We start from the raw sequence: 17,556 nt of genomic DNA on the forward strand, positions 1-17,556 counted from the left end.
GCACGCGAGCAGTGCCTGGGCTGGCGTGAGAGACACCAACACACATACACCTTTTTATCTAGCACCTTGTATCTAGCCATCTTTTATCGAGGGGATCATTATGGACTACAACCCGGACTACACCGACGGCCTCTACGGCCTACCATCACACACCACGCCTGGCGCCGACTGGGCTCTGGAATACGCACCGCTGCCCATCGCATCCACACCGGAGGACTCGCCGTTGGCGGCCATCATCCCCCTGCTGGACGATCCCCAGGCGTTGGTGGGGCCCAGTGGGGACGAGATCTTGTTAATGGAATACAACGGAGTGGACTATCAGATCCCCGCGGATATGGACACAGAATCCGCCACCCTGACGGACGGCCAAGGAATGAACATTCTGGCGGACACCGACGGGGACGGACGTATCGACTACGTCTCCTCCATCGACTACAACGGGAACTGGTCTGCCTGGCGATGGAGTACTGATGTGGGGGGTGCGCTGGGCGTCGGGGAAAATTCGGATCAGTATGGCCACGGGGAGGATGGCGCCACGGCCGGGGACGGCACCTCGCCTCATAGTTGGGCATCTACCCCCGATATGGGCAAGGGGAAGTGGGAAGTGGGCGCGTGGAAGTGTGTTGAACGGGGGGAATGGGGTTAGGCTGGAGCCCTAGAACCCGAAAACTTTCGCAACTGAGGGAGAAACTCCATGACCATTCAGGGACTCATCGGAGAAGTTCCAACTGACAACCAAGACCTGATCAACTGGGTTAAAGACAGCGTGGAGCTTTTCCAGCCGGAGAACGTTGTTTTCTGTGATGGCTCCGACGAGGAATGGAACACGCTGGCAGAGCAGCTCGTCGACGGAGGAACCCTCCTGAAGCTGGCTGATGACTTCCAGCCCAACAGCTTCCTCGCCCGCTCCAACCCAGACGACGTGGCCCGCGTAGAGTCCCGCACCTTCATCTGCTCCAAGACTGAAGAAGAAGCCGGCCCCACCAACAACTGGGTAGACCCCGAGGCCATGCGTGCCGAAATGCGCGAGCACTTCTCTGGCTCCATGCGTGGCCGCACCATGTACATCGTTCCTTTCTGCATGGGCCCCATCACGGACGCAGACCCGAAGCTGGGGGTGGAGATCACGGACTCTCCTTATGTTGTGATGTCCATGCGCATCATGACCCGCATGGGTAAGGAAGCCCTGGACAAGATCGGCACGGACGGCGAGTTCGTGAAGGGCTGGCACTCCGTGGGCGCGCCACTGGAACCAGGCGAGAAGGACGTTCCATGGCCATGCAATGACACGAAGTACATCACCCACTTCCCTGAGGACCGCGAGATCTGGTCCTACGGCTCCGGCTACGGCGGAAACGCCATCCTGGCAAAGAAGTGCTACGCGCTGCGTATCGCCTCCGCCATGGCACGCGACGAGGGTTGGATGGCAGAGCACATGCTGATCCTGAAGCTGATCAGCCCAGAGGATAAGGCCTACTACATCTGTGCAGCCTTCCCTTCCGCATGTGGTAAGACCAACCTGGCCATGATCCAGCCCACCATCCCAGGCTGGCGTGCCGAGGTTGTGGGTGATGACATCGCCTGGCTGCGCTTCGGCGAGGACGGCCGCCTGTACGCCGTGAACCCAGAAAACGGCTTCTTCGGTGTGGCCCCCGGCACCAACTACAGCTCCAACCCCGTGGCCATGCGCACGATGGAGCCAGGAAACGCCCTCTACACCAACGTGGCGCTGACCGACGAAGGCGGCGTGTGGTGGGAAGACATCGACGGCGATGCTCCCGCGCACCTCATCGACTGGCTCGGCAACGAGTGGACCCCAGACTCCGGCAGCAAGGCCGCACACCCGAACTCCCGCTACTGCGTGCCGATCGAGCAGTGCCCAGCAGCAGCACCTGAGTTCAATGATCCTCAGGGTGTTCCCGTGTCCGCCATCCTGTTCGGTGGACGCCGCCCAGACACCGTGCCGCTGGTGACCCAGGCTCGCGACTGGAACCACGCTACCTTCATCGGCGCTACCCTGGCCTCCGGCCAGACCGCCGCGGCCGCCGAGGCTGCCGTGGGATCCCTGCGCCACGACCCTATGGCCATGCTGCCGTTCATCGGCTACAACGCCGGTGACTACCTGCAGCACTGGATCAACATGGGCCAGAAGGGCGGCGACAAGATGCCAGAGGTCTTCCTGGTCAACTGGTTCCGCCGTGGCGAGGACGGCCGCTTCCTGTGGCCAGGATTCGGCGAGAACTCCCGCGTGCTGAAGTGGATCATCGACCGCATCGAAGGCCGAGTGGAGGCCGAGGAGACCGTGGTGGGCTACACCGCTCGCTACGAGGACCTGGACGTGTCTGGTCTGAAGGAAACCGAAGAGGACATCCGCGAAGCACTCGTGGTGAAGCCAGAGGAGTGGGAGCGCGACCTGGCTGACAACGAAGAGTGGCTGAAGTTCCTGGGCCCGAAGGTTCCTTCCGAGGTATGGGACGAGTTCAACTCCCTCAAGGAGCGCATCGCTGCGGCGAAGTAGCGCGCACGCGTAAGGCCCGGCCATCCCCTCGCGGGGACGGCCGGGCCTTGTTCGTGTCCAGGCTGCGCGCTGGCTGCTCGCGCCTGCAACGACAGTTGTTAGCGCTTGCCTCCCGTCACGGAGAACTCCCATGCGGACAGACCAGCGGTCGCGCCCGAGCCCTCGGCCACGATGATCTGCTTGAACGGAACATCCGTGCAGTCACCGGCGCCGAACACGCCCGGCACGTTGGTGGCGCCGCGGCGATCGGTGACGATCTCGCCTGGGGTGTTCAGCTCCACGCCGGAGTCAGCCAGCCACTTCGTGTTCGGCACCAGGCCGATCTGGATGAACACGCCGGCCACGTCCACGCTCTTGGACTCGTCGGTGGTGCGGTCCGTGTAGGTCAGGCCGGTGACGTTCTTGCCATCGCCCACGATCTCGGTGGTGGCAGCGGAGGTGATGACACTGATGTTGGAGGTGGCCTCCACCTTGTCCATCAGCACGTCGTCGGCACGGCAGGAATCGCCGAACTCCAGCACGGTGACGTCCTTCACCACACCGGCTAGATCCAGGGCCGCCTCGATACCGGAGTTACCGCCGCCGATCACGGCAACGGACTTGCCCTTGAACAGTGGGCCGTCGCAGTGAGGGCAGAAGGTGACGCCCTTGTTGCGGTACTCGTCCTCACCGGGCACTCCCAGGGTGCGCCACTGGGCGCCGGTCGCCACGATGACTTCGCGGGCCTTTAAGGCACCGTCGCCGAAGTGCACGGTGTGGAGCGCGTCCTCACCGGCATCCACGCCGCCGCCCGGCTGGGCTGCGGCGGTGAAGCTGGTGGCGGACTGTGCCTTGATGATGTCGATGTCGTACTGACGCGCGTGATCCTCCAGCGCGGCACCCAGCTGTGGTCCTTCGGTGTACGGCACGGACACGAAGTTCTCGATGGCGTTCGTGTCCAGCACCTGGCCACCGAAGCGCTCGCCGACCAGGCCTACGCGCAGTCCCTTGCGCGCCACGTAGATCGCGGCGGCGGCACCTGCGGGTCCCTGGCCCACCACCAGAACCTCGTAGGGCTCCTTCTCGTTCAACTTCTCAGCCTCGCGGGCACCGGCTCCCTCGTCCAGGCGGCGCACGAAGTCCTCGATGGTGGTGCGGCCCTGCCCGAACTCTTCCCCGTTGAGGTAGATCGTAGGAACGGCCAGGACGTTGCGATCCTTCACCTCGTCCTGGAACAGGGATCCTTCCACGGCGGTGTGCTTGATGCGTGGGTTCAGCACGGCCATGGTGTTCAGTGCCTGCACCACGGTGGGGCAGTTTTGGCAGGTCAGGGACATGTAGGTGACGAATTCGTAGTCACCATCCAGGTTCTTCACCTGGTCGATCAGATCCTGCTCTTCCTTGATGGGGTTGCCGCCGACCTGCAGCAGGGCGAGGACCAGCGAGCTGAATTCGTGGCCCATCGGGATGCCGGCGAAGGTTACGCCGATGTCGCTGCCCACGCGGTTGATGGAGAAGGATGGCTGGCGTGGGTGGGCATCGTCGTCGCGGCGCGCGGTGATCTTCTCGGAAAGGCTGGCGATGTCCGTGAGCAGCTGCTCCAGGTCCTCGGACTGCGGGCGCTCGTCCAGGCTGTAGACCAGTTCCACGTCTTCAGTGATGCGGGGGACCAGGCTGCCCAGCTGCTTTTTCAGGTTGTCGTCTAGCAATTGCTTGGCCATGGTGTGGCTTCCTTTTCTTTTTCTTTTTTACGACGCCGTGGCGTGCGTGCGCTGGGGCGTCGGATAAAAAAATAAAAATGGCGGGACGGGTAGGTTCCCCGGCCCGCCATGTGTTGGCACTGCGAACGAGTGTTAGATCTTGCCCACGAGGTCGATGCCTGGGGTCAGGGTGTCTTCGCCCTCTTCCCACTTGGCTGGGCATACCTCGCCTGGGTGTGCAGCGACGTACTGAGCGGCCTTGACCTTACGCAGCAGCTCTTCGGCGGAGCGGCCGATGCCTTCGGCGGTCTGCTCGATGTACTGGATTACGCCTTCTGGGTCGATCAGGAAGGTGGCGCGGTCGGCCTGGCCGGCACCTGGGCGCATGTTCTGGAAGTTGTTGGTGATCTCTCCGTTGGAGTCGCCCAGCATGTAGTAGTTCACCTTGGAGACGTGCTCGGACTCGCCGTGCCATGCCTTGTGAACGAAGTGGGAGTCCGTGGACACGGAGTAGACCTCTACGCCCAGTTCCTGCAGCTGTGGGTAGTAATCAGCCAGGTCGCCCAGCTCGGTGGGGCAGACGAAGGTGAAGTCGCCTGGGTAGAAGAAGAAGATGGCCCACTTGCCGAGGACGTCCTTCTCGGTGACCTCAACGAACTCGCCGTTGTGGAATGCCTGTGCCTTGAAGGGGAGGATTTCAGTGTTGATCAAAGACATGGTGTTGAACTCCTTCATGTTTGGTTCGTGTATGGCCGACTATAGCTGTTTTTTCGGCACTGCGCTTGTCTTATAAGACTATTCAACTTATAAGGGGGGTATAAATTAATTCTTCCTAATAATAGTGATTAGGTGGACCCTATGCGGCCGCCGCGGACACTGCGGCAACGCCGATCGGGCGAGGCTGGCGCCGAGCTCCCTGCGGAGGTGGCTGTGCGGAGGTGGCAGAATGGGCACCATGAGCCAGGACAATATCTATCGCCACACCATCTTCCAGAACTCGCTGATGACAGCCCTGCTGGACGGGATCTACGACGGCGAAATGACCGTCGGGGAGCTCCTGGGCAAAGGCAACTTCGGCCTGGGAACCTTCGATGCGCTCGACGGGGAAATGGTCATTGTGGACGGCATCTGCTACCAGCTGCGACACGACGGCACGGCCACGCTGGCCGACCTCCAAGCCGGGTCGCCGTACGCCGTGTGCACCAACTTCGTGCCCCGCATTCGCCGCCGCGCCCCGAAGAACATCACGCGCGCGGACCTCTCCGGCTTCATCGACGAGATGACCCCCAGCGAAAACTACATGTACGCCGTGCGCATCACCGGGCGCTTCAGTCGCGTGACCACCCGCACCGTGGTGAAGCAGCAGCAACCTTACCGGCCCATGACGGAAGCCACGGACGATGACGCCGAGCAGATCTTCGACAACGTCAGCGGCGTGATCGCCGGATTCCGCACGCCCATTTACGAAAAGGGAATCTCCGTGCCGGGTTGTCACGTGCACTTCATCGACGATGACCGGACCGTCGGCGGCCACGTGCTGGATTTCACCCTGGAGGAGGGAAAGATCGAACTCTGCCCCGGAACCGACCTGGAATTGCGCTTGCCGCTGACCCGTGAGTTTTCCGCAGCAAACCTTGCCCCTGAGGATATCGACGCCCAGCTTCACAAAACCGAAGTGAAACGATAGACGATCACCGTGGTGTGTGGACGGGCAGGCGCTACCCGCACCTGCCCGTCGGAGCGTGACCTTATAATTATCCCTATGAATATCGACTGGATCAGCGAGATGCTGATGGCTCCCGAGGCGGATGCCAGCAGGCCGGAGAGGACGCGGCTGCTGCTGTTGAAAGCGGGCTTAAGTTTTCTGGCGCAGGGGGAGACGGATGTGTCGATTCTGCGGATTTGCCACAGTGCAGGGGTGAGCAATGGCAGCTTCTATAATTTCTTCAACACTAAGCAGGAGTTTTTTGAGCAGTCTGCGTATGAGGCGGTGAATAGGCTGTCCGATCTGCTGGTTGAGGATACGCTTCGTGAGGATGCTGCTGATGAGGTCGTGGCGAGGAACTTCCGTGTTGTGGGGCGCGTGCATCGCGTTGCGCCGTTGATTTCTGAGGTGCTGATCCGCTTGGGGGCGGACTACTACGCCCAGGGGACTGGATTTGTAGAGAAGATGCGCGGGAGTATTGACCGTGGGGTCGCCGATGGAGTGTTTCACCTGGAGGATCCCGAAGGGGTTGTGGGTGCCACGGTGGGCGCCATGCTGATGCTGGGGCGCAGGTTGCATGACCATCCGGAGTTGTCTGCTGATCAGGCGACCGATGCGTTGTGCGAGAACATTCTGCGGATGATGGGGGTGGATCCTGTTCGTGCGCATGAGCTGGCGTGGGGAGAGCTGGAGCTGTCTGCCGTGGCCGCGGAGCTTATTGGCCAGTAGGGGAGCGCACGCGGGATAGGGCGCGTGCGCCCGGGAGCGTTCGTGGGGGGGGGGTCGTTAACGTCCAACGAGTATGTAGAGCGCCAGTTCGGCTGCAATGACACTGGAGACGGACAGGATGATGCATATCGTCCGGGAGAACTTGTCGCCAAGGAGCCAGAATATGAGGCCAGGAATGAGCCCTATGAGTGCTACTGCATGCCATTCGTAATCGGGCTTCATATCCAGTTTTCCCGAGCTTATAAACTCTGCGACCAGGGCGAAGATGATGAGGCCGGCTCCGCCCGCTGCCCAGCCTCGTGGTTCCCAGAATTCATCAAAGAACTCTTTGGTAGTGAACTTCGGGCGGTCTTTCCGGTTGTCATTCATGGATTCCAGTCCTTGGCTTTCATCTTAGTTGGCATGCCAGCTTCTGTAGTGGTGGTGAAGATTCGTTTCGTTCACGATAGCATAAGTTAGGTTAGGTAAGGCAAAGGTGGGGATGGATGAGGGGAGCTCGGGAAGGGGTAGCGCTTAGTGTGTTGAGTCAATTTGTAATTAATTGTGAATTAAACAAGCATTCTTCGAATTTTGAAAAATATCCACACAATTTCAATTATTACCTATTGGTGATCCACCCCCATTGTGGGGAAATTTAAGAGAAACCTAGCGAGGTGAGTAACAGCTTGTGTACGGTGAACTACATACATTGCAAGCGTCGAGCAGCGATTAAAGGGCTTGGCTCAGATTGCTTTGCGTGCTTGAAGGTATGTTCAAAACATTAAATTCTATGACTAGTAGGGAGAAAGTGTGATTACGAAAACCTTTGAACTGGGCCCAGAATCCGCTCTGAATGATGTTCGCACTAAACTTTCCTCCTTGCCTGGATATAAGGTTAAGGACAGTGGGAAGAGTCATCTGACGGTGCATGTTGGCCACCCACTCAAGTATCGGATGATGGGGGTGTATGTGACGGACAACTACCTCGCTCCGATTGAGGTGCAAGCTGAAAAGGCTGATGATGGCGCTATTAGTGTCACGCTGAAACAGTCGATAAAAGCTCTGTTTAATCTCGGTGGAAAGAATGTAGAGTTTTACCAACGTGGATACTCTCGCGTTGAGGAAGCGTTGTCTGCCAAAAGATGAATCACACGAGGGCGCCCAGCTAGGGGGACACGAGAGCGTCCAGCTACGAAAAAGAGGTCGGACTGATGATTCAGTCCGACCTCAAGCCGGTGAAGGAACTAGCCTTCTCGGTGCAATCTTCCCTGGCACCAGCGCCGTGAACGCTTAGGCCTTCAGGGACTCCGGAACCTCGAAGCGCTCGCCGTACTTCTCAGTCAGCTCAGCGGCACGAGCCACGAAACCAGCCACGCCGGTGGTTGGGTAGTCGCCGCCATCAACGTCGGCAACCTTGCCCTCAGGCAAAGTTGCGGCAGCAGGGCGAGCGTAGTTCTTGATGTACTGGCGAGTACCACCAGTCCACGCTGGGAAACCAATGCCCAGGATGGAACCGATGTTGGCATCCGCATCGCTCATCAGAACGCCCTCGTCCAGGCACTTCTGGGTCTCCAGAGCCTCGGCGAACAGCATGCGCTCCACCAAGTCGATGAACTTCGGAGCGCCGTCCTGAGCTTCCGCGGTATCCAGACCGCGCCCGGAGGTAGAGGACTCGGCGTCGGACACAACAACACGTCCGGCGCCCAGCTCGTCCCACAGGCCACGCCACAGACCCGCGCGGCGTCCCTCCTCGTTGTACTCGTAGAAGCCACGGCCCTCCAGCTTGCCTGGGCGGTCGAACTTGTCCAGCATCGCATCCACGATCTCGGTCACGCCACCGTCGTCCACGCTGATGCCTGCGGCCTCCTGAGCAGCCTTCGTCTCAGCGCCGATCTTGCGAGCCAGCTTCAGGTTCAGCTCATCCTGCAGCTGCAGTGGTGGGGCAGGGTAGCCAGCCTGGCGGCCGGCAGCCTCGATCACGGCAGGGTCGATGCCCTCAGCCAGCATGCGCATAGCCTCGTTCAGGAAGAAGCCAATCACGCGAGAGGTGTAGAAACCGCGGGAGTCGTTGACCACGATCGGGGTCTTGCGGATCTGGGAGGTGAAGTCCAGGGCTGCTGCCAGGGTCTCATCGTCGGTCTTTTCACCACGGATGATCTCCACCAGAGGCATCTTGTCCACAGGGGAGAAGAAGTGGATACCGATGAACGCCTCTGGGCGCTTCACGCCGGTAGCCAGCTCGGTGATTGGCAGGGTGGAGGTGTTGGATCCCAGAACACAGTCGGAAGGAACAACAGCCTCGATCTCAGCCCAGACCTTGTGCTTGAGCTCGGTGTTCTCGAACACGGCCTCGATGACGATGTCACAGTCGGACAGATCGGAGTAGTCCACGGATGGGGTGATGCGGTTCAGCAGAGCCTCGGACTTCTCCTTGGTGGTCTTGCCGCGCTCCAGAGCCTTAGCCTCCAGCTTCTCGGAGTAGTTCTTGCCCTTCTCCGCAGCCTCGATGGCGATGTCCTTCAGGACAACCTCCATGCCGGCCTTCGCGGCAACGTAGGCGATAGCGGCACCCATCATGCCGGCGCCAACCATGCCCAGCTTCTTGAACTGCTTCTTCTCCACACCCTCTGGGCGCTGTCCGCCACCGTTGCAGTACTGCAGGTCGAAGAAGAAAGCCTGCATCATGTTCTTGGAGGTAGGTCCGGTGACGAGCTCCACGAAGTAGCGGGTCTCAACGGCGGTAGCCTCTTCGATGTTGCGCAGCTGAGCGCCTTCCACAGCGGCCTTCAGGATGGCCTTAGGTGCTGGCATAGGAGCACCCTTGATCTGCTTAGTGACGTTCGCTGGGAAGGATGGCAGGAACTGTGCCAGGGCTGGGGTGGATGGGGTTCCGCCCGGGATCTTGAAGCCCTTCTGGTCCCATGGCTGGGTGGCCTCTGGGTTGGCCTTGATCCACTCCTTGGCCTTGTCCAGCAGCTGGTCGGCTGGCACAACCTCGTCCATCAGGCCGGCCTTTACAGCGTCTTCAGCGCGGAACTGACGACCAGTGGTCAGGACCTTCATCAGTGCGTCCTGGATGCCCAGCATGCGCACCACGCGGGTCACACCGCCGCCACCCGGTAGCAGGCCCAGGGTGACCTCTGGCAGGCCGAACTTCGCGCCCTTAGCATCCGTGGCGATGCGGTGGTGGGTAGCCAAAGCGATTTCCAGGCCACCGCCCAGGGCCGTGCCGTTCATCGCGGCAACCACGGGTACGCCCAGGGTTTCGATGGCGCGCAGGCCGGCCTTCATGCCGTCGATTTCCTTGGTGAGGGCCTCTGCGTCCGCTGGGGTGGCCTTGATCATGGACTTGATGTCGCCACCGGCGAAGAAGGTCTTCTTCGCGGAGGTGATGATCACACCGGAGATCTCCTGGGCCTCTACGCCGGACTTCAGCTTCTCGACCAGCTCAGGAAGTGCGTCCTGGAAGGTGGAGTTCATGGTGTTGACCGGCTGGTTTGGGTCGTCCATGGTGATGGTGACGATCTTGTCTGCGTCCGTCTCCCACTTAAACATGCTCATTGTTGTCTCCTTGTTGGAAGTGTTGTTGGGTTGTTGGTTGTTGGGAGGCGGCTAGACGCGCTCGATGATGGTGGCAACACCCATACCTGCTGCAACACAGAGGGTGATGAGGGCGTAGCGGCCGCCGGTGCGGTGCAGTTCGTCTACTGCGGTTCCGGTGATGATGGCGCCGGTGGCACCCAGTGGGTGGCCCATGGCGATGGCTCCACCGGATACGTTGAGCTTCTCGTCTGGGATGTTGAGCTCGCGCTGTGCACGCAGAACCACGGAGGAGAAGGCCTCGTTGATCTCCCAGATGTCAATGTCCTCTGGCTTCAGGCCAGCCTTGGCCAGGGCTGCGCGGGATGCTGGGGCTGGAGCGGTCAGCATGATGGTGGGCTCCACACCGGAGGTAGCGACGGAGACCACGCGGGCGCGTGGAGTGAGGTCGTACTTCTTGCCGGCCTCTTCGGAACCGATGGCGACCAGTGCGGCGCCGTCGACGATTCCGGAGGAGTTACCAGCGTGGTGGACGTGGTTGATCTTCTCGATCTGTGGGTACTTGGTCTGTGCCACTGCGTCGAATCCGCCCTGCTGGCCGATCATGGCGAAGGCTGGGCGCAGGCCGGACAGGGACTCTGGGGTGGTGCCCTGGCGGATGGTTTCGTCGCGGTCCAGCAGGGTGATGCCGTTCTGGTCCTTCACAGGGATTACGGCGCGGTCGAAGCGGCCTTCTTCCCAGGCCTTGGATGCGCGCTCGTGGGAGCGTGCAGCGTAGGCGTCCAGCTCTTCGCGGGACACGCCGTCCAGGGTGGCGATAATGTCTGCGGAGATGCCCTGTGGGATGAAGTCGTTGTAGAAGTTGGATTCTGGGTCCAGGGCCAGCGCGCCGCCGTCGGATCCCATGGGGACGCGGGACATGGATTCCACACCGCCGGCGAAGACGAGCTCGTCCCAGCCGGAGCGGATCTTCTGTGCTGCGAGGTTCACGGCGGTGAGGCCGGAGGCGCAGTAGCGGTTTACCTGCAGGCCGGTTGCGGTGTAGGGCAGGCCGGCGTTGAGTGCTGCGGTGCGTGCGATGTCCATGCCCTGGTCGCCGACGGGGGTCACACAGCCTGCGATGATGTCGCTGATGGCGGCTGGGTCGATGCCGGGGTTGCGCTCCATGATGGCTTCGATCAGGCCGGAGAGCAGGTTGACGGGCTTGACGGTGTGCAGGGATCCGCCTGGCTTGCCCTTGCCGCGTGGGGTTCGGACTGCGTCGTAGATGTAAGCCTCTGGGGCACCATTACTAGTCATGGCAGGTTGGTTTCCTCACTTGCGTTGTAGACTTCATTTGTCTGTGTGGATGTGCTGGTTGCACACTATGTGTCGAGCGCCACATTACCAACCTGGGCAGACAAGTGCCCATCCGAACACTTATAAAAACACACCTTTACCCCCGCTAAGGGTGTTCTAGCTGGACTTTCGGAACACCAGCACCAGATTCGATACCAGAAACTCGCGCAGCACTGGCACCCGCACCATCCACCATGCCCACCAGGGGTGATACCGGGGGAACGTGGCCACCAATTCCGCGTTGCCGTTGCGTTGCCCGATATTATTCGACGCCTGCAACCCGTCCCCACAGCTCACATCAAAAAGGGACACACCCCACCTGTTTTTCGGCTCCGTGCCGTGCATGCGACGGTAACGACGGGCGGCGAATTCGCCGCCCACATAGTGCGGCCACAAGCCGGTCTCGTGCCCGCCGAACGGTCCCAGCCAGCACGTGTAGCTGTAAATCACCACGCCGCCGGGGGCCGTCACACGCAGCATCTCGTCCAACATGCGCCAGGGATCCGGGACGTGCTCGGCCACGTTGGAGGAGTACGTGATGTCGAACGCCTCATCGCGAAACGGCAGGTCCAGGCCCGAGCCGCGCACGGAGCTGGCCAGGCGAATGCCAGCGGCGGCCATCTCGCCCACATCCGGCTCGCAGGTGTAGTACTGCGCATCCTCCTTCGCGAAGGCCACCCCGAAATAGCCGGGGCCACCGCCCACATCCAGGATCCGAGTGTGGGCCAGCGCGGACCCCGTCGCACCTGCGTAAAGGGCCTTGATGAGGCCCACCGTGTCCTCCGCCAGGTGCCCGTAGAAAATGTCAGGGTTCGTTTGCTCGTACTTGAAGTCGCTCAACAACCCCCAGGCACGTCTCAACGTGGCGCGCTTTTTCCACTGCGTCAGTGCCGGGTTTACGATCGAACTAGCCGCCGCAGTGGAGGCCATCGTGAGCGGGCCGACGAGGCGCCGCAGCCGAGCGAAAAGAGTCATGTACTCATACTTTCAGACAAATGCGCCTGAAGAAGCGCTTCGGACGCTAAGGTTATTTCTATCATGAAGATAGTCCTGTTGTGCTGGAGAGATACCAACCACCCCGAAGGTGGCGGTAGTGAGCGCTACCTCGAACGGGTGGGAAGCTACCTCGCCGCTCAAGGACATGAGGTTATCTTCCGCACCGCGGCGTATAAGGGCGCGCCGAGGGCGTCGTGGAATATCAACGGGGTCGACGTGGGACCAGGAGACGACCATCCCGCCGCCAGCAGCGCATTCAGGGTGATTCGCGGCGGCGGGAACCTGACCGTCTACCCCCGCGCCCTGGCCTGGTTGCTGTGGCAGCGCCTGCGCGGACGTACCCCCGACGCCGTGGTGGACACCCAAAACGGCGTCCCTTTTTTCGCCAGCGTGATCTCCGGTGCCCCCACGGTGGTGCTGACCCACCATTGCCACAAGGAACAATGGTCGGTGGCGGGGCCGTTTCTGTCCCGGCTGGGTTGGCTCATTGAGTCCACGATCAGCCCGTGGGTGCATCGTGCCAACAAGTGGGTGACGGTCTCCCAGCCGTCGGCGGACGAGTTCATCGGACTGGGGGTGCCCGCCCACAACATGACCATCATTCGCAACGGAGTGGACCCGGCGCCCCAGCCGGAGGATCAGGTCTCCCCCGAGGACGTGGACACCGTGCACATCGTCACGCTGTCCCGGCTGGTGCCACACAAGCAGATTGAGCACGCCCTGCTGGCGCTGGCTGGGATTGTGCGGGATTATCCCCAGGTCAGGCTGGATGTTGTGGGCGACGGCTGGTGGATGGACAAGCTGCGGGACTACGCCGAGGAGCTGAACATCGAACAGTACGTGGTGTTCCACGGGCACGTGTCCGAAGACCAGAAGCACCGCATTTTGAACCGTGCGTCCTTGCACGTCATGCCGTCCAGGAAGGAAGGCTGGGGGCTTGCGGTCATTGAGGCGGGTCAGCACGGCGTGCCGACCGTGGGATACAAGGCGTCTGCCGGGCTGAAGGATTCCGTGATCGATGGCGAGACCGGCGTGCTGGTCGAGAACGAAGGCGACTTCATCACCACGATCGAAAAGCTGATCGAGAACCCGGACTGGCGCCGCAGGCTGGGCGACGCCGCCCGACGGCGCGCGGAGTCCTTCAGCTGGGACGCGACCGGGCGGGCGTGGGAGCGGCTGCTGCGGTCGCTCAAGGGTTAAGACTGACGGCGCGAGTGTGCTGTCAGCTGTGGGCACGCCGTCAGCTGTGGGTACACCGTCGAGTGCGGAGCTGGTCGGGAGAGCTGAGCACCGTACTCGAACCATTCCTGCATGTGATCGGCGGTGACCTCCGGCGGGCCAATCGGTGCCGGGTGAAAGTCAATGATGCCGTGCGCGAGGATGTCACGGTCGTGTTGGGAGGTACCCTGGCACAACCATAGGATTATTTCGCTCTTTCGAGATTCTGTCCTGGGGAAATGTTCAAGAACTGCGACAAAGTCCTATGGTTGTGCCAGCGTGCTTACTGCCAGCAGGGCTGGCAATGTCCCGGCCGGTGCAGCGGGGATTGTCTCAGCCGCTGCATGCCACTTAGGGCCCGGAAATTACCGTTTTCCGGACAGGCATTTTGTCGTTTAACCCTCGGTTTGTTCATTGCCACGATAGTTGCGGTGGTGGCGAGCATATACTTCCCTACGCTCGCCCTGGTTCTCCTCGCGGTGGCCTTCCTTATCAGCAGGTTGAGTAATGCACTGGAGAAAAAGCAGCAAAAGCACAGCTAGAGCAGCCTATTTCCTGCGCACCCACCGCAATGCGAAATGCTGAATGCGCAGCCCCAATCCCAGCACCGTCGCACTCCAAAACATGATGAGACCCACCGGGGCTGGCAGCGTACTAGGATGAGGACGCTCGCTCTCAGGCACATCGCCCGCATGAGACGCGGCCGCATGGGCAGCGCCCGACGCACCCGAAGCTCCCGACGCAACTGAGCCACTCGAACCGGCAGGCCCAGCCGAACCGGCCGAACCAGCCGAACCACTCGACGCAGCCGGCCCCATGCCCGCCGCCCCTGCATGGGACACTCTAAACAACAGGTATCCATCCGCGGCCAGAATGAGCGGATACCCCGCCTCAAACATCGTCTCCTTCGCTGCAGCCACCGCCTCCCGGCCCGCCGCGGACGCCGTATCAATCAGCACCCAGGACACATCCGCATCCGCCAGACGCGTGTGCACGTCACCTCCGCCGTCAATGACGGCCTTCAGCAACCCCATCACCTCCGGCTGCCCGTCCACCAGGCGGCCGTCCACGATCAGGAACCCAGGGTCCAGCGGCTCGCCGCTCAGCAGCTTCATCGCCGGGCTGATCGACGGATATTCCCCGCGTTGATGATAATTCCCCGGCGGGAACATCAGAATCTTCCCCGGAGGCGCCGCATCCACCGCCGTCATAATCCTGTCCCACGCTGGCGTGATGGGCTGGGTGCTCAGCGGGGCGATGTCGCGTGGGAAGCCGGGCACGCTGATCACCGTTGCCATCATGATTATTAATGACGACGCCCAAGCGCGTGCCACCGACGCCTCCCCGAACTTACCCACGAACACGCCGATCAGCAGCACGTAGCCGGGAATAGCCAGGCACACGAACTTCTGGGTATCCCGCAGGAGGCCCGCCCCCGGCACCGTGGAGACCAGCCACCCCATGAACTCCAGCCCCCAGGGGGTTGCGAACGCCGCGGGGAGGAGGATAGCGGCCACCGTCGTCACGGCCACTGGCCGGTATACCCGCCAGAGCTCCCTCATGCCCAGCAGCAGAACCAGCACCAACACGAGGCTCACAATGGTGGGGAGAAGCGTGCGGGAGGGAGCCTCGGCGTCGGCATTCCAGATTCCACCCAGGGACAGTAAGGCACCCAACGTGCCAATACCCTCCTCCGCGCGGGCGGCAAAAAGTTCCGCGGACCGGGGGCTGGACAGGCTACCGGAGGCGCCATGCGGGTTGAGCAGAATCGCCAGGATCCACGGCGAAGACATGAACGCACCCGTGATGAGCGTGATTCCGCGGTCGCGGATGCCGCGGGCGAAAGTGAGGGAGGTGATGACGGCGAGCAGCGCGCCAGTGGGCACCAGTGCCGACCCGGCGAAGCCCAGCAGCCACGAACCCCAGCGGCGATCCGCGATGGAGTAGGCGAGGACCGGCGTCAAAAATGCTGCCGTGGCGATGGTCCACTGGCCTTGGAGGAAGCGCTCGATCGTGAAGGGGTTCCAGATCACGAACAGGCTGGCGGCCATCTGCGGAGCTAAGCCCCCGCCGGCCATGTCCCGGACCATGAGGGTGGCATGCCAGCAGCCGGTGAACGCGCAGAGCAGAACCAGGAAACTGGCCAGGGCCACGCCCGGAATCTCGGGGGTGATGATGCCGAAGATCGTGTCCTGCGGGAGGTTGCGCGGGGCGCCCATCGCGGTGCCGCGAGCCGAGGAGTTTAGTGCCATGTCTTGCGCGATGAACATGTCCCGCAGCATGAACACGTGATGAGGGTTGGTGGTGTACAGACCCCTCCAGAACGGCCATAGGGTCAGCCCCGTGACAAGAAAGAACCACCCAGCCAGGAGGAATCCGTTCCTCCGCTGGGTGGTTCTACTTGTTTGGGTGCTCACAGAAATAGTGTAACTGGTGAAGGCGGCAAAAGCGTCTCAAGTGAAGCACTTTGTCCTGGAGTTTTACCAAACTGTTAGGCGTGGTGTGTTAGGCCTCGCGCTCATACTCTGCCTGCTTGCGGGAACCGCGAGCCAGCACGAAGCCAACGATCAGCAGGATCAGGCCCACTGGAATCAGGATGAATGGGACGGTCTTGCCCATGGTCTCCATCTTCTTGAAGCCGTCCTCGGCCTTCTTCATCTGGCCCTGCTTGGACTCGTCGTTCCACTTACCTGGGTAGTACATCGCGGTGCGGGTTGGGTTCTCCAACTCCTTCTGGCGGTTCTCCGGCTGAGCGATCTGGTCCGCTTCCTCCTGGTTGCGGGCGTAGTACTGCCAGATCTCCTCGTTACCGTTGACGATCACGCCGGTGCGTGGCTCCACCCAGATTGTGCGGTTGACGGTGTAGAAGCGGGACAGCTCGATCTCTGGGTTGTCCTCCGGCTTGGGGGCCTCCTCGGACTCCTCACCCTCTGGCTTGTTGGCCTCGTCGCTCTCAGGCTTGTCAGCTTCCTGGGCCTTCTTCTCCTCGGCCTTGGCCTCGGCAGCCTTTGCCTTGTCCTCCTCGGTAGGCTGGATGCCCCACACGTCCGCTGCGAACTTCAGACGGTACGGAGCCAGGGTTGCCTCGTCAGCCTTGTCCAGCTCACCATCGGCTTCCAGAGCCTCACGGATGTGAGGGTACAGCTCGGTGGGGTTCACGGTCTGCTCGAAGCGGTACACCTTCACACCGTCCTGCTCCTCTTCGCCCACGAAGTCAATGTCCTTGGTGGTGAAGCTGGTGATGTCGAAGTATGGGTAGGACTTCTTGTCGGTGCCCATTGGCCACTGGTACTGGATACCGTTACGGGCGAACGGTGCGGTGGATGCGGTCTTTTCCTTGCCCTTTCCAGAAGACAGTGGCGGGGTGATGTTCACGGTAGACACAGGATCCGGAACCGGCATCTGGGTCTTGCGATCCAGGGTCACGCGATCCACGGTGGCGGACAGCAGGTTGTCTGGCTCCTGCTTGTCGTTGCGGTACAGGGTCTGGCCCAGTTCCATGGTCACTTGCTTCTTATCGGATGGCTCCTGAGCCACCGTGAAGCGCTGGGACTGCATGTCCAAGCCCTTCCAGATGAAGCAGCTGACCCTCTTGACCTCGCCAGAGCACTCTGGCAGCTTGTCCTTGCCATCCACAGGCTTGCCTGCGGCCAGTGCCTTGGAGTCCAGGAGGTTACCCGGCGTGGGAGCGGTACCCGTGGTGGAGACCAGGTTCAGTGGCAAAACCTTGCCCTTCGGCACGATGTACGTTGGCAGTGCGATGCCGAGGACCAGCAGGGCGGCACCAACAGCCGCTAGAACGGCGGAGAAAATTCTCTTCATAGGAGGGAAGTTCCTGACTCTTGTGTGTAGTT

At 61.3% G+C, this 17,556-nt stretch carries 15 protein-coding genes; 6 read left to right on the top strand and 9 right to left on the bottom strand.

The features are described 5' to 3' along the window. Positions 1–100 precede the first annotated feature (100 nt). Entirely contained in the window at positions 101–646 is a 546-nt protein-coding gene (locus IAU67_RS00770) for a DUF6802 family protein (RefSeq protein ID WP_151842669.1), read from the top strand. A 48-nt stretch (positions 647–694) separates the two neighbouring features. Continuing rightward, positions 695–2,518, top strand: a complete 1,824-nt coding sequence (locus tag IAU67_RS00775) for a phosphoenolpyruvate carboxykinase (GTP) (RefSeq protein WP_151842668.1) — start codon at positions 695–697, stop codon at positions 2,516–2,518. Positions 2,519–2,616: 98 nt separating this feature from the next. Here IAU67_RS00775 and ahpF read toward each other — a convergent pair whose 3' ends face one another. Both ahpF and ahpC read right to left on the bottom strand, forming a co-directional pair. Beyond that, positions 2,617–4,218: an alkyl hydroperoxide reductase subunit F gene (gene ahpF / locus IAU67_RS00780; protein ID WP_151842667.1), complete on the bottom strand. Its 1,602-nt coding sequence runs from the start codon at positions 4,216–4,218 to the stop codon at positions 2,617–2,619. Between the two features lie 132 nt (positions 4,219–4,350). Then, positions 4,351–4,914 carry an alkyl hydroperoxide reductase subunit C gene (gene ahpC / locus IAU67_RS00785; protein WP_151842666.1) on the bottom strand — a complete coding sequence of 188 codons (564 nt, stop codon included), beginning with the start codon at positions 4,912–4,914 and terminating at the stop codon, positions 4,351–4,353. Between the two features lie 238 nt (positions 4,915–5,152). Here ahpC and budA point away from each other — a divergent pair, with 238 nt between their 5' ends. Together budA and IAU67_RS00795 are read left to right on the top strand one after the other, a co-directional pair. Then, positions 5,153–5,884, top strand: a complete 732-nt coding sequence (budA, locus tag IAU67_RS00790) for an acetolactate decarboxylase (RefSeq protein ID WP_370451994.1) — start codon at positions 5,153–5,155, stop codon at positions 5,882–5,884. A 75-nt stretch (positions 5,885–5,959) separates the two neighbouring features. Next, positions 5,960–6,631 carry a TetR/AcrR family transcriptional regulator gene (locus IAU67_RS00795; protein ID WP_151842664.1) on the top strand — a complete coding sequence of 224 codons (672 nt, stop codon included), beginning with the start codon at positions 5,960–5,962 and terminating at the stop codon, positions 6,629–6,631. Positions 6,632–6,688: 57 nt separating this feature from the next. On the opposite strand, the gene IAU67_RS00800 is transcribed toward IAU67_RS00795, so the two are convergent. Then, a complete protein-coding gene (locus IAU67_RS00800; protein ID WP_151842663.1) occupies positions 6,689–7,000 on the bottom strand; it encodes a hypothetical protein in 312 nt (103 codons plus the stop codon). 420 nt (positions 7,001–7,420) lie between these two features. Here IAU67_RS00800 and IAU67_RS00805 point away from each other — a divergent pair, with 420 nt between their 5' ends. After that, a complete protein-coding gene (locus IAU67_RS00805) occupies positions 7,421–7,756 on the top strand; it encodes a hypothetical protein (protein WP_151842662.1) in 336 nt (111 codons plus the stop codon). A 144-nt stretch (positions 7,757–7,900) separates the two neighbouring features. Here IAU67_RS00805 and IAU67_RS00810 read toward each other — a convergent pair whose 3' ends face one another. From IAU67_RS00810 to IAU67_RS00820, 3 genes are all read right to left on the bottom strand, one after another. Beyond that, entirely contained in the window at positions 7,901–10,171 is a 2,271-nt protein-coding gene (locus tag IAU67_RS00810) for a 3-hydroxyacyl-CoA dehydrogenase NAD-binding domain-containing protein (protein WP_151842661.1), read from the bottom strand. A 51-nt stretch (positions 10,172–10,222) separates the two neighbouring features. Then, entirely contained in the window at positions 10,223–11,449 is a 1,227-nt protein-coding gene (locus IAU67_RS00815) for an acetyl-CoA C-acetyltransferase (protein WP_151842660.1), read from the bottom strand. Positions 11,450–11,605: 156 nt separating this feature from the next. Continuing rightward, the gene (locus IAU67_RS00820; protein ID WP_151842716.1) at positions 11,606–12,418 is read right to left on the bottom strand and encodes a class I SAM-dependent methyltransferase; all 813 of its coding nucleotides are present in this window, start codon (positions 12,416–12,418) and stop codon (positions 11,606–11,608) included. Positions 12,419–12,526: 108 nt separating this feature from the next. Here IAU67_RS00820 and IAU67_RS00825 point away from each other — a divergent pair, with 108 nt between their 5' ends. Continuing rightward, positions 12,527–13,684, top strand: coding sequence for a glycosyltransferase family 4 protein (locus tag IAU67_RS00825; RefSeq protein WP_151842659.1), 1,158 nt, complete (start codon positions 12,527–12,529; stop codon positions 13,682–13,684). Here IAU67_RS00825 and IAU67_RS00830 read toward each other — a convergent pair. The 3 genes from IAU67_RS00830 to IAU67_RS00840 all read right to left on the bottom strand — a co-directional run bounded on the left by IAU67_RS00830 (position 13,681) and on the right by IAU67_RS00840 (position 17,524). Then, complete coding sequence (locus tag IAU67_RS00830; protein ID WP_151842658.1) at positions 13,681–13,899, bottom strand: hypothetical protein; 219 nt, start codon at positions 13,897–13,899, stop codon at positions 13,681–13,683. The genes IAU67_RS00825 and IAU67_RS00830 overlap by 4 nt on opposite strands. A 351-nt stretch (positions 13,900–14,250) precedes the next feature. Continuing rightward, entirely contained in the window at positions 14,251–16,119 is a 1,869-nt protein-coding gene (locus IAU67_RS00835) for an MmpA family trehalose lipid delivery protein (RefSeq protein WP_151842657.1), read from the bottom strand. A gap of 88 nt (positions 16,120–16,207) precedes the next feature. Continuing rightward, a complete protein-coding gene (locus IAU67_RS00840) occupies positions 16,208–17,524 on the bottom strand; it encodes a PorA family protein (protein WP_151842656.1) in 1,317 nt (438 codons plus the stop codon). Positions 17,525–17,556: the final 32 nt, after the last annotated feature.

Origin of the sequence: Corynebacterium zhongnanshanii (assembly GCF_014490575.1) — a bacterium.
GTDB lineage: Bacteria > Actinomycetota > Actinomycetes > Mycobacteriales > Mycobacteriaceae > Corynebacterium > Corynebacterium zhongnanshanii.

Excerpts from the sequence above, each read along its gene's own strand:
- ahpF (WP_151842667.1), bottom strand. The coding sequence starts at position 4,218 with ATGGCCAAGCAATTGCTAGACGACAACCTGAAAAAGCAGCTGGGCAGC.
- IAU67_RS00810 (WP_151842661.1), bottom strand. The coding sequence starts at position 10,171 with ATGAGCATGTTTAAGTGGGAGACGGACGCAGACAAGATCGTCACCATC.
- IAU67_RS00840 (WP_151842656.1), bottom strand. The coding sequence starts at position 17,524 with ATGAAGAGAATTTTCTCCGCCGTTCTAGCGGCTGTTGGTGCCGCCCTG.
- IAU67_RS00800 (WP_151842663.1), bottom strand. The coding sequence starts at position 7,000 with ATGAATGACAACCGGAAAGACCGCCCGAAGTTCACTACCAAAGAGTTC.
- ahpC (WP_151842666.1), bottom strand. The coding sequence starts at position 4,914 with ATGTCTTTGATCAACACTGAAATCCTCCCCTTCAAGGCACAGGCATTC.
- IAU67_RS00825 (WP_151842659.1), top strand. The coding sequence starts at position 12,527 with ATGAAGATAGTCCTGTTGTGCTGGAGAGATACCAACCACCCCGAAGGT.
- budA (WP_370451994.1), top strand. The coding sequence starts at position 5,153 with ATGAGCCAGGACAATATCTATCGCCACACCATCTTCCAGAACTCGCTG.
- IAU67_RS00795 (WP_151842664.1), top strand. The coding sequence starts at position 5,960 with ATGAATATCGACTGGATCAGCGAGATGCTGATGGCTCCCGAGGCGGAT.
- IAU67_RS00775 (WP_151842668.1), top strand. The coding sequence starts at position 695 with ATGACCATTCAGGGACTCATCGGAGAAGTTCCAACTGACAACCAAGAC.
- IAU67_RS00770 (WP_151842669.1), top strand. The coding sequence starts at position 101 with ATGGACTACAACCCGGACTACACCGACGGCCTCTACGGCCTACCATCA.
- IAU67_RS00815 (WP_151842660.1), bottom strand. The coding sequence starts at position 11,449 with ATGACTAGTAATGGTGCCCCAGAGGCTTACATCTACGACGCAGTCCGA.
- IAU67_RS00820 (WP_151842716.1), bottom strand. The coding sequence starts at position 12,418 with ATGGCCTCCACTGCGGCGGCTAGTTCGATCGTAAACCCGGCACTGACG.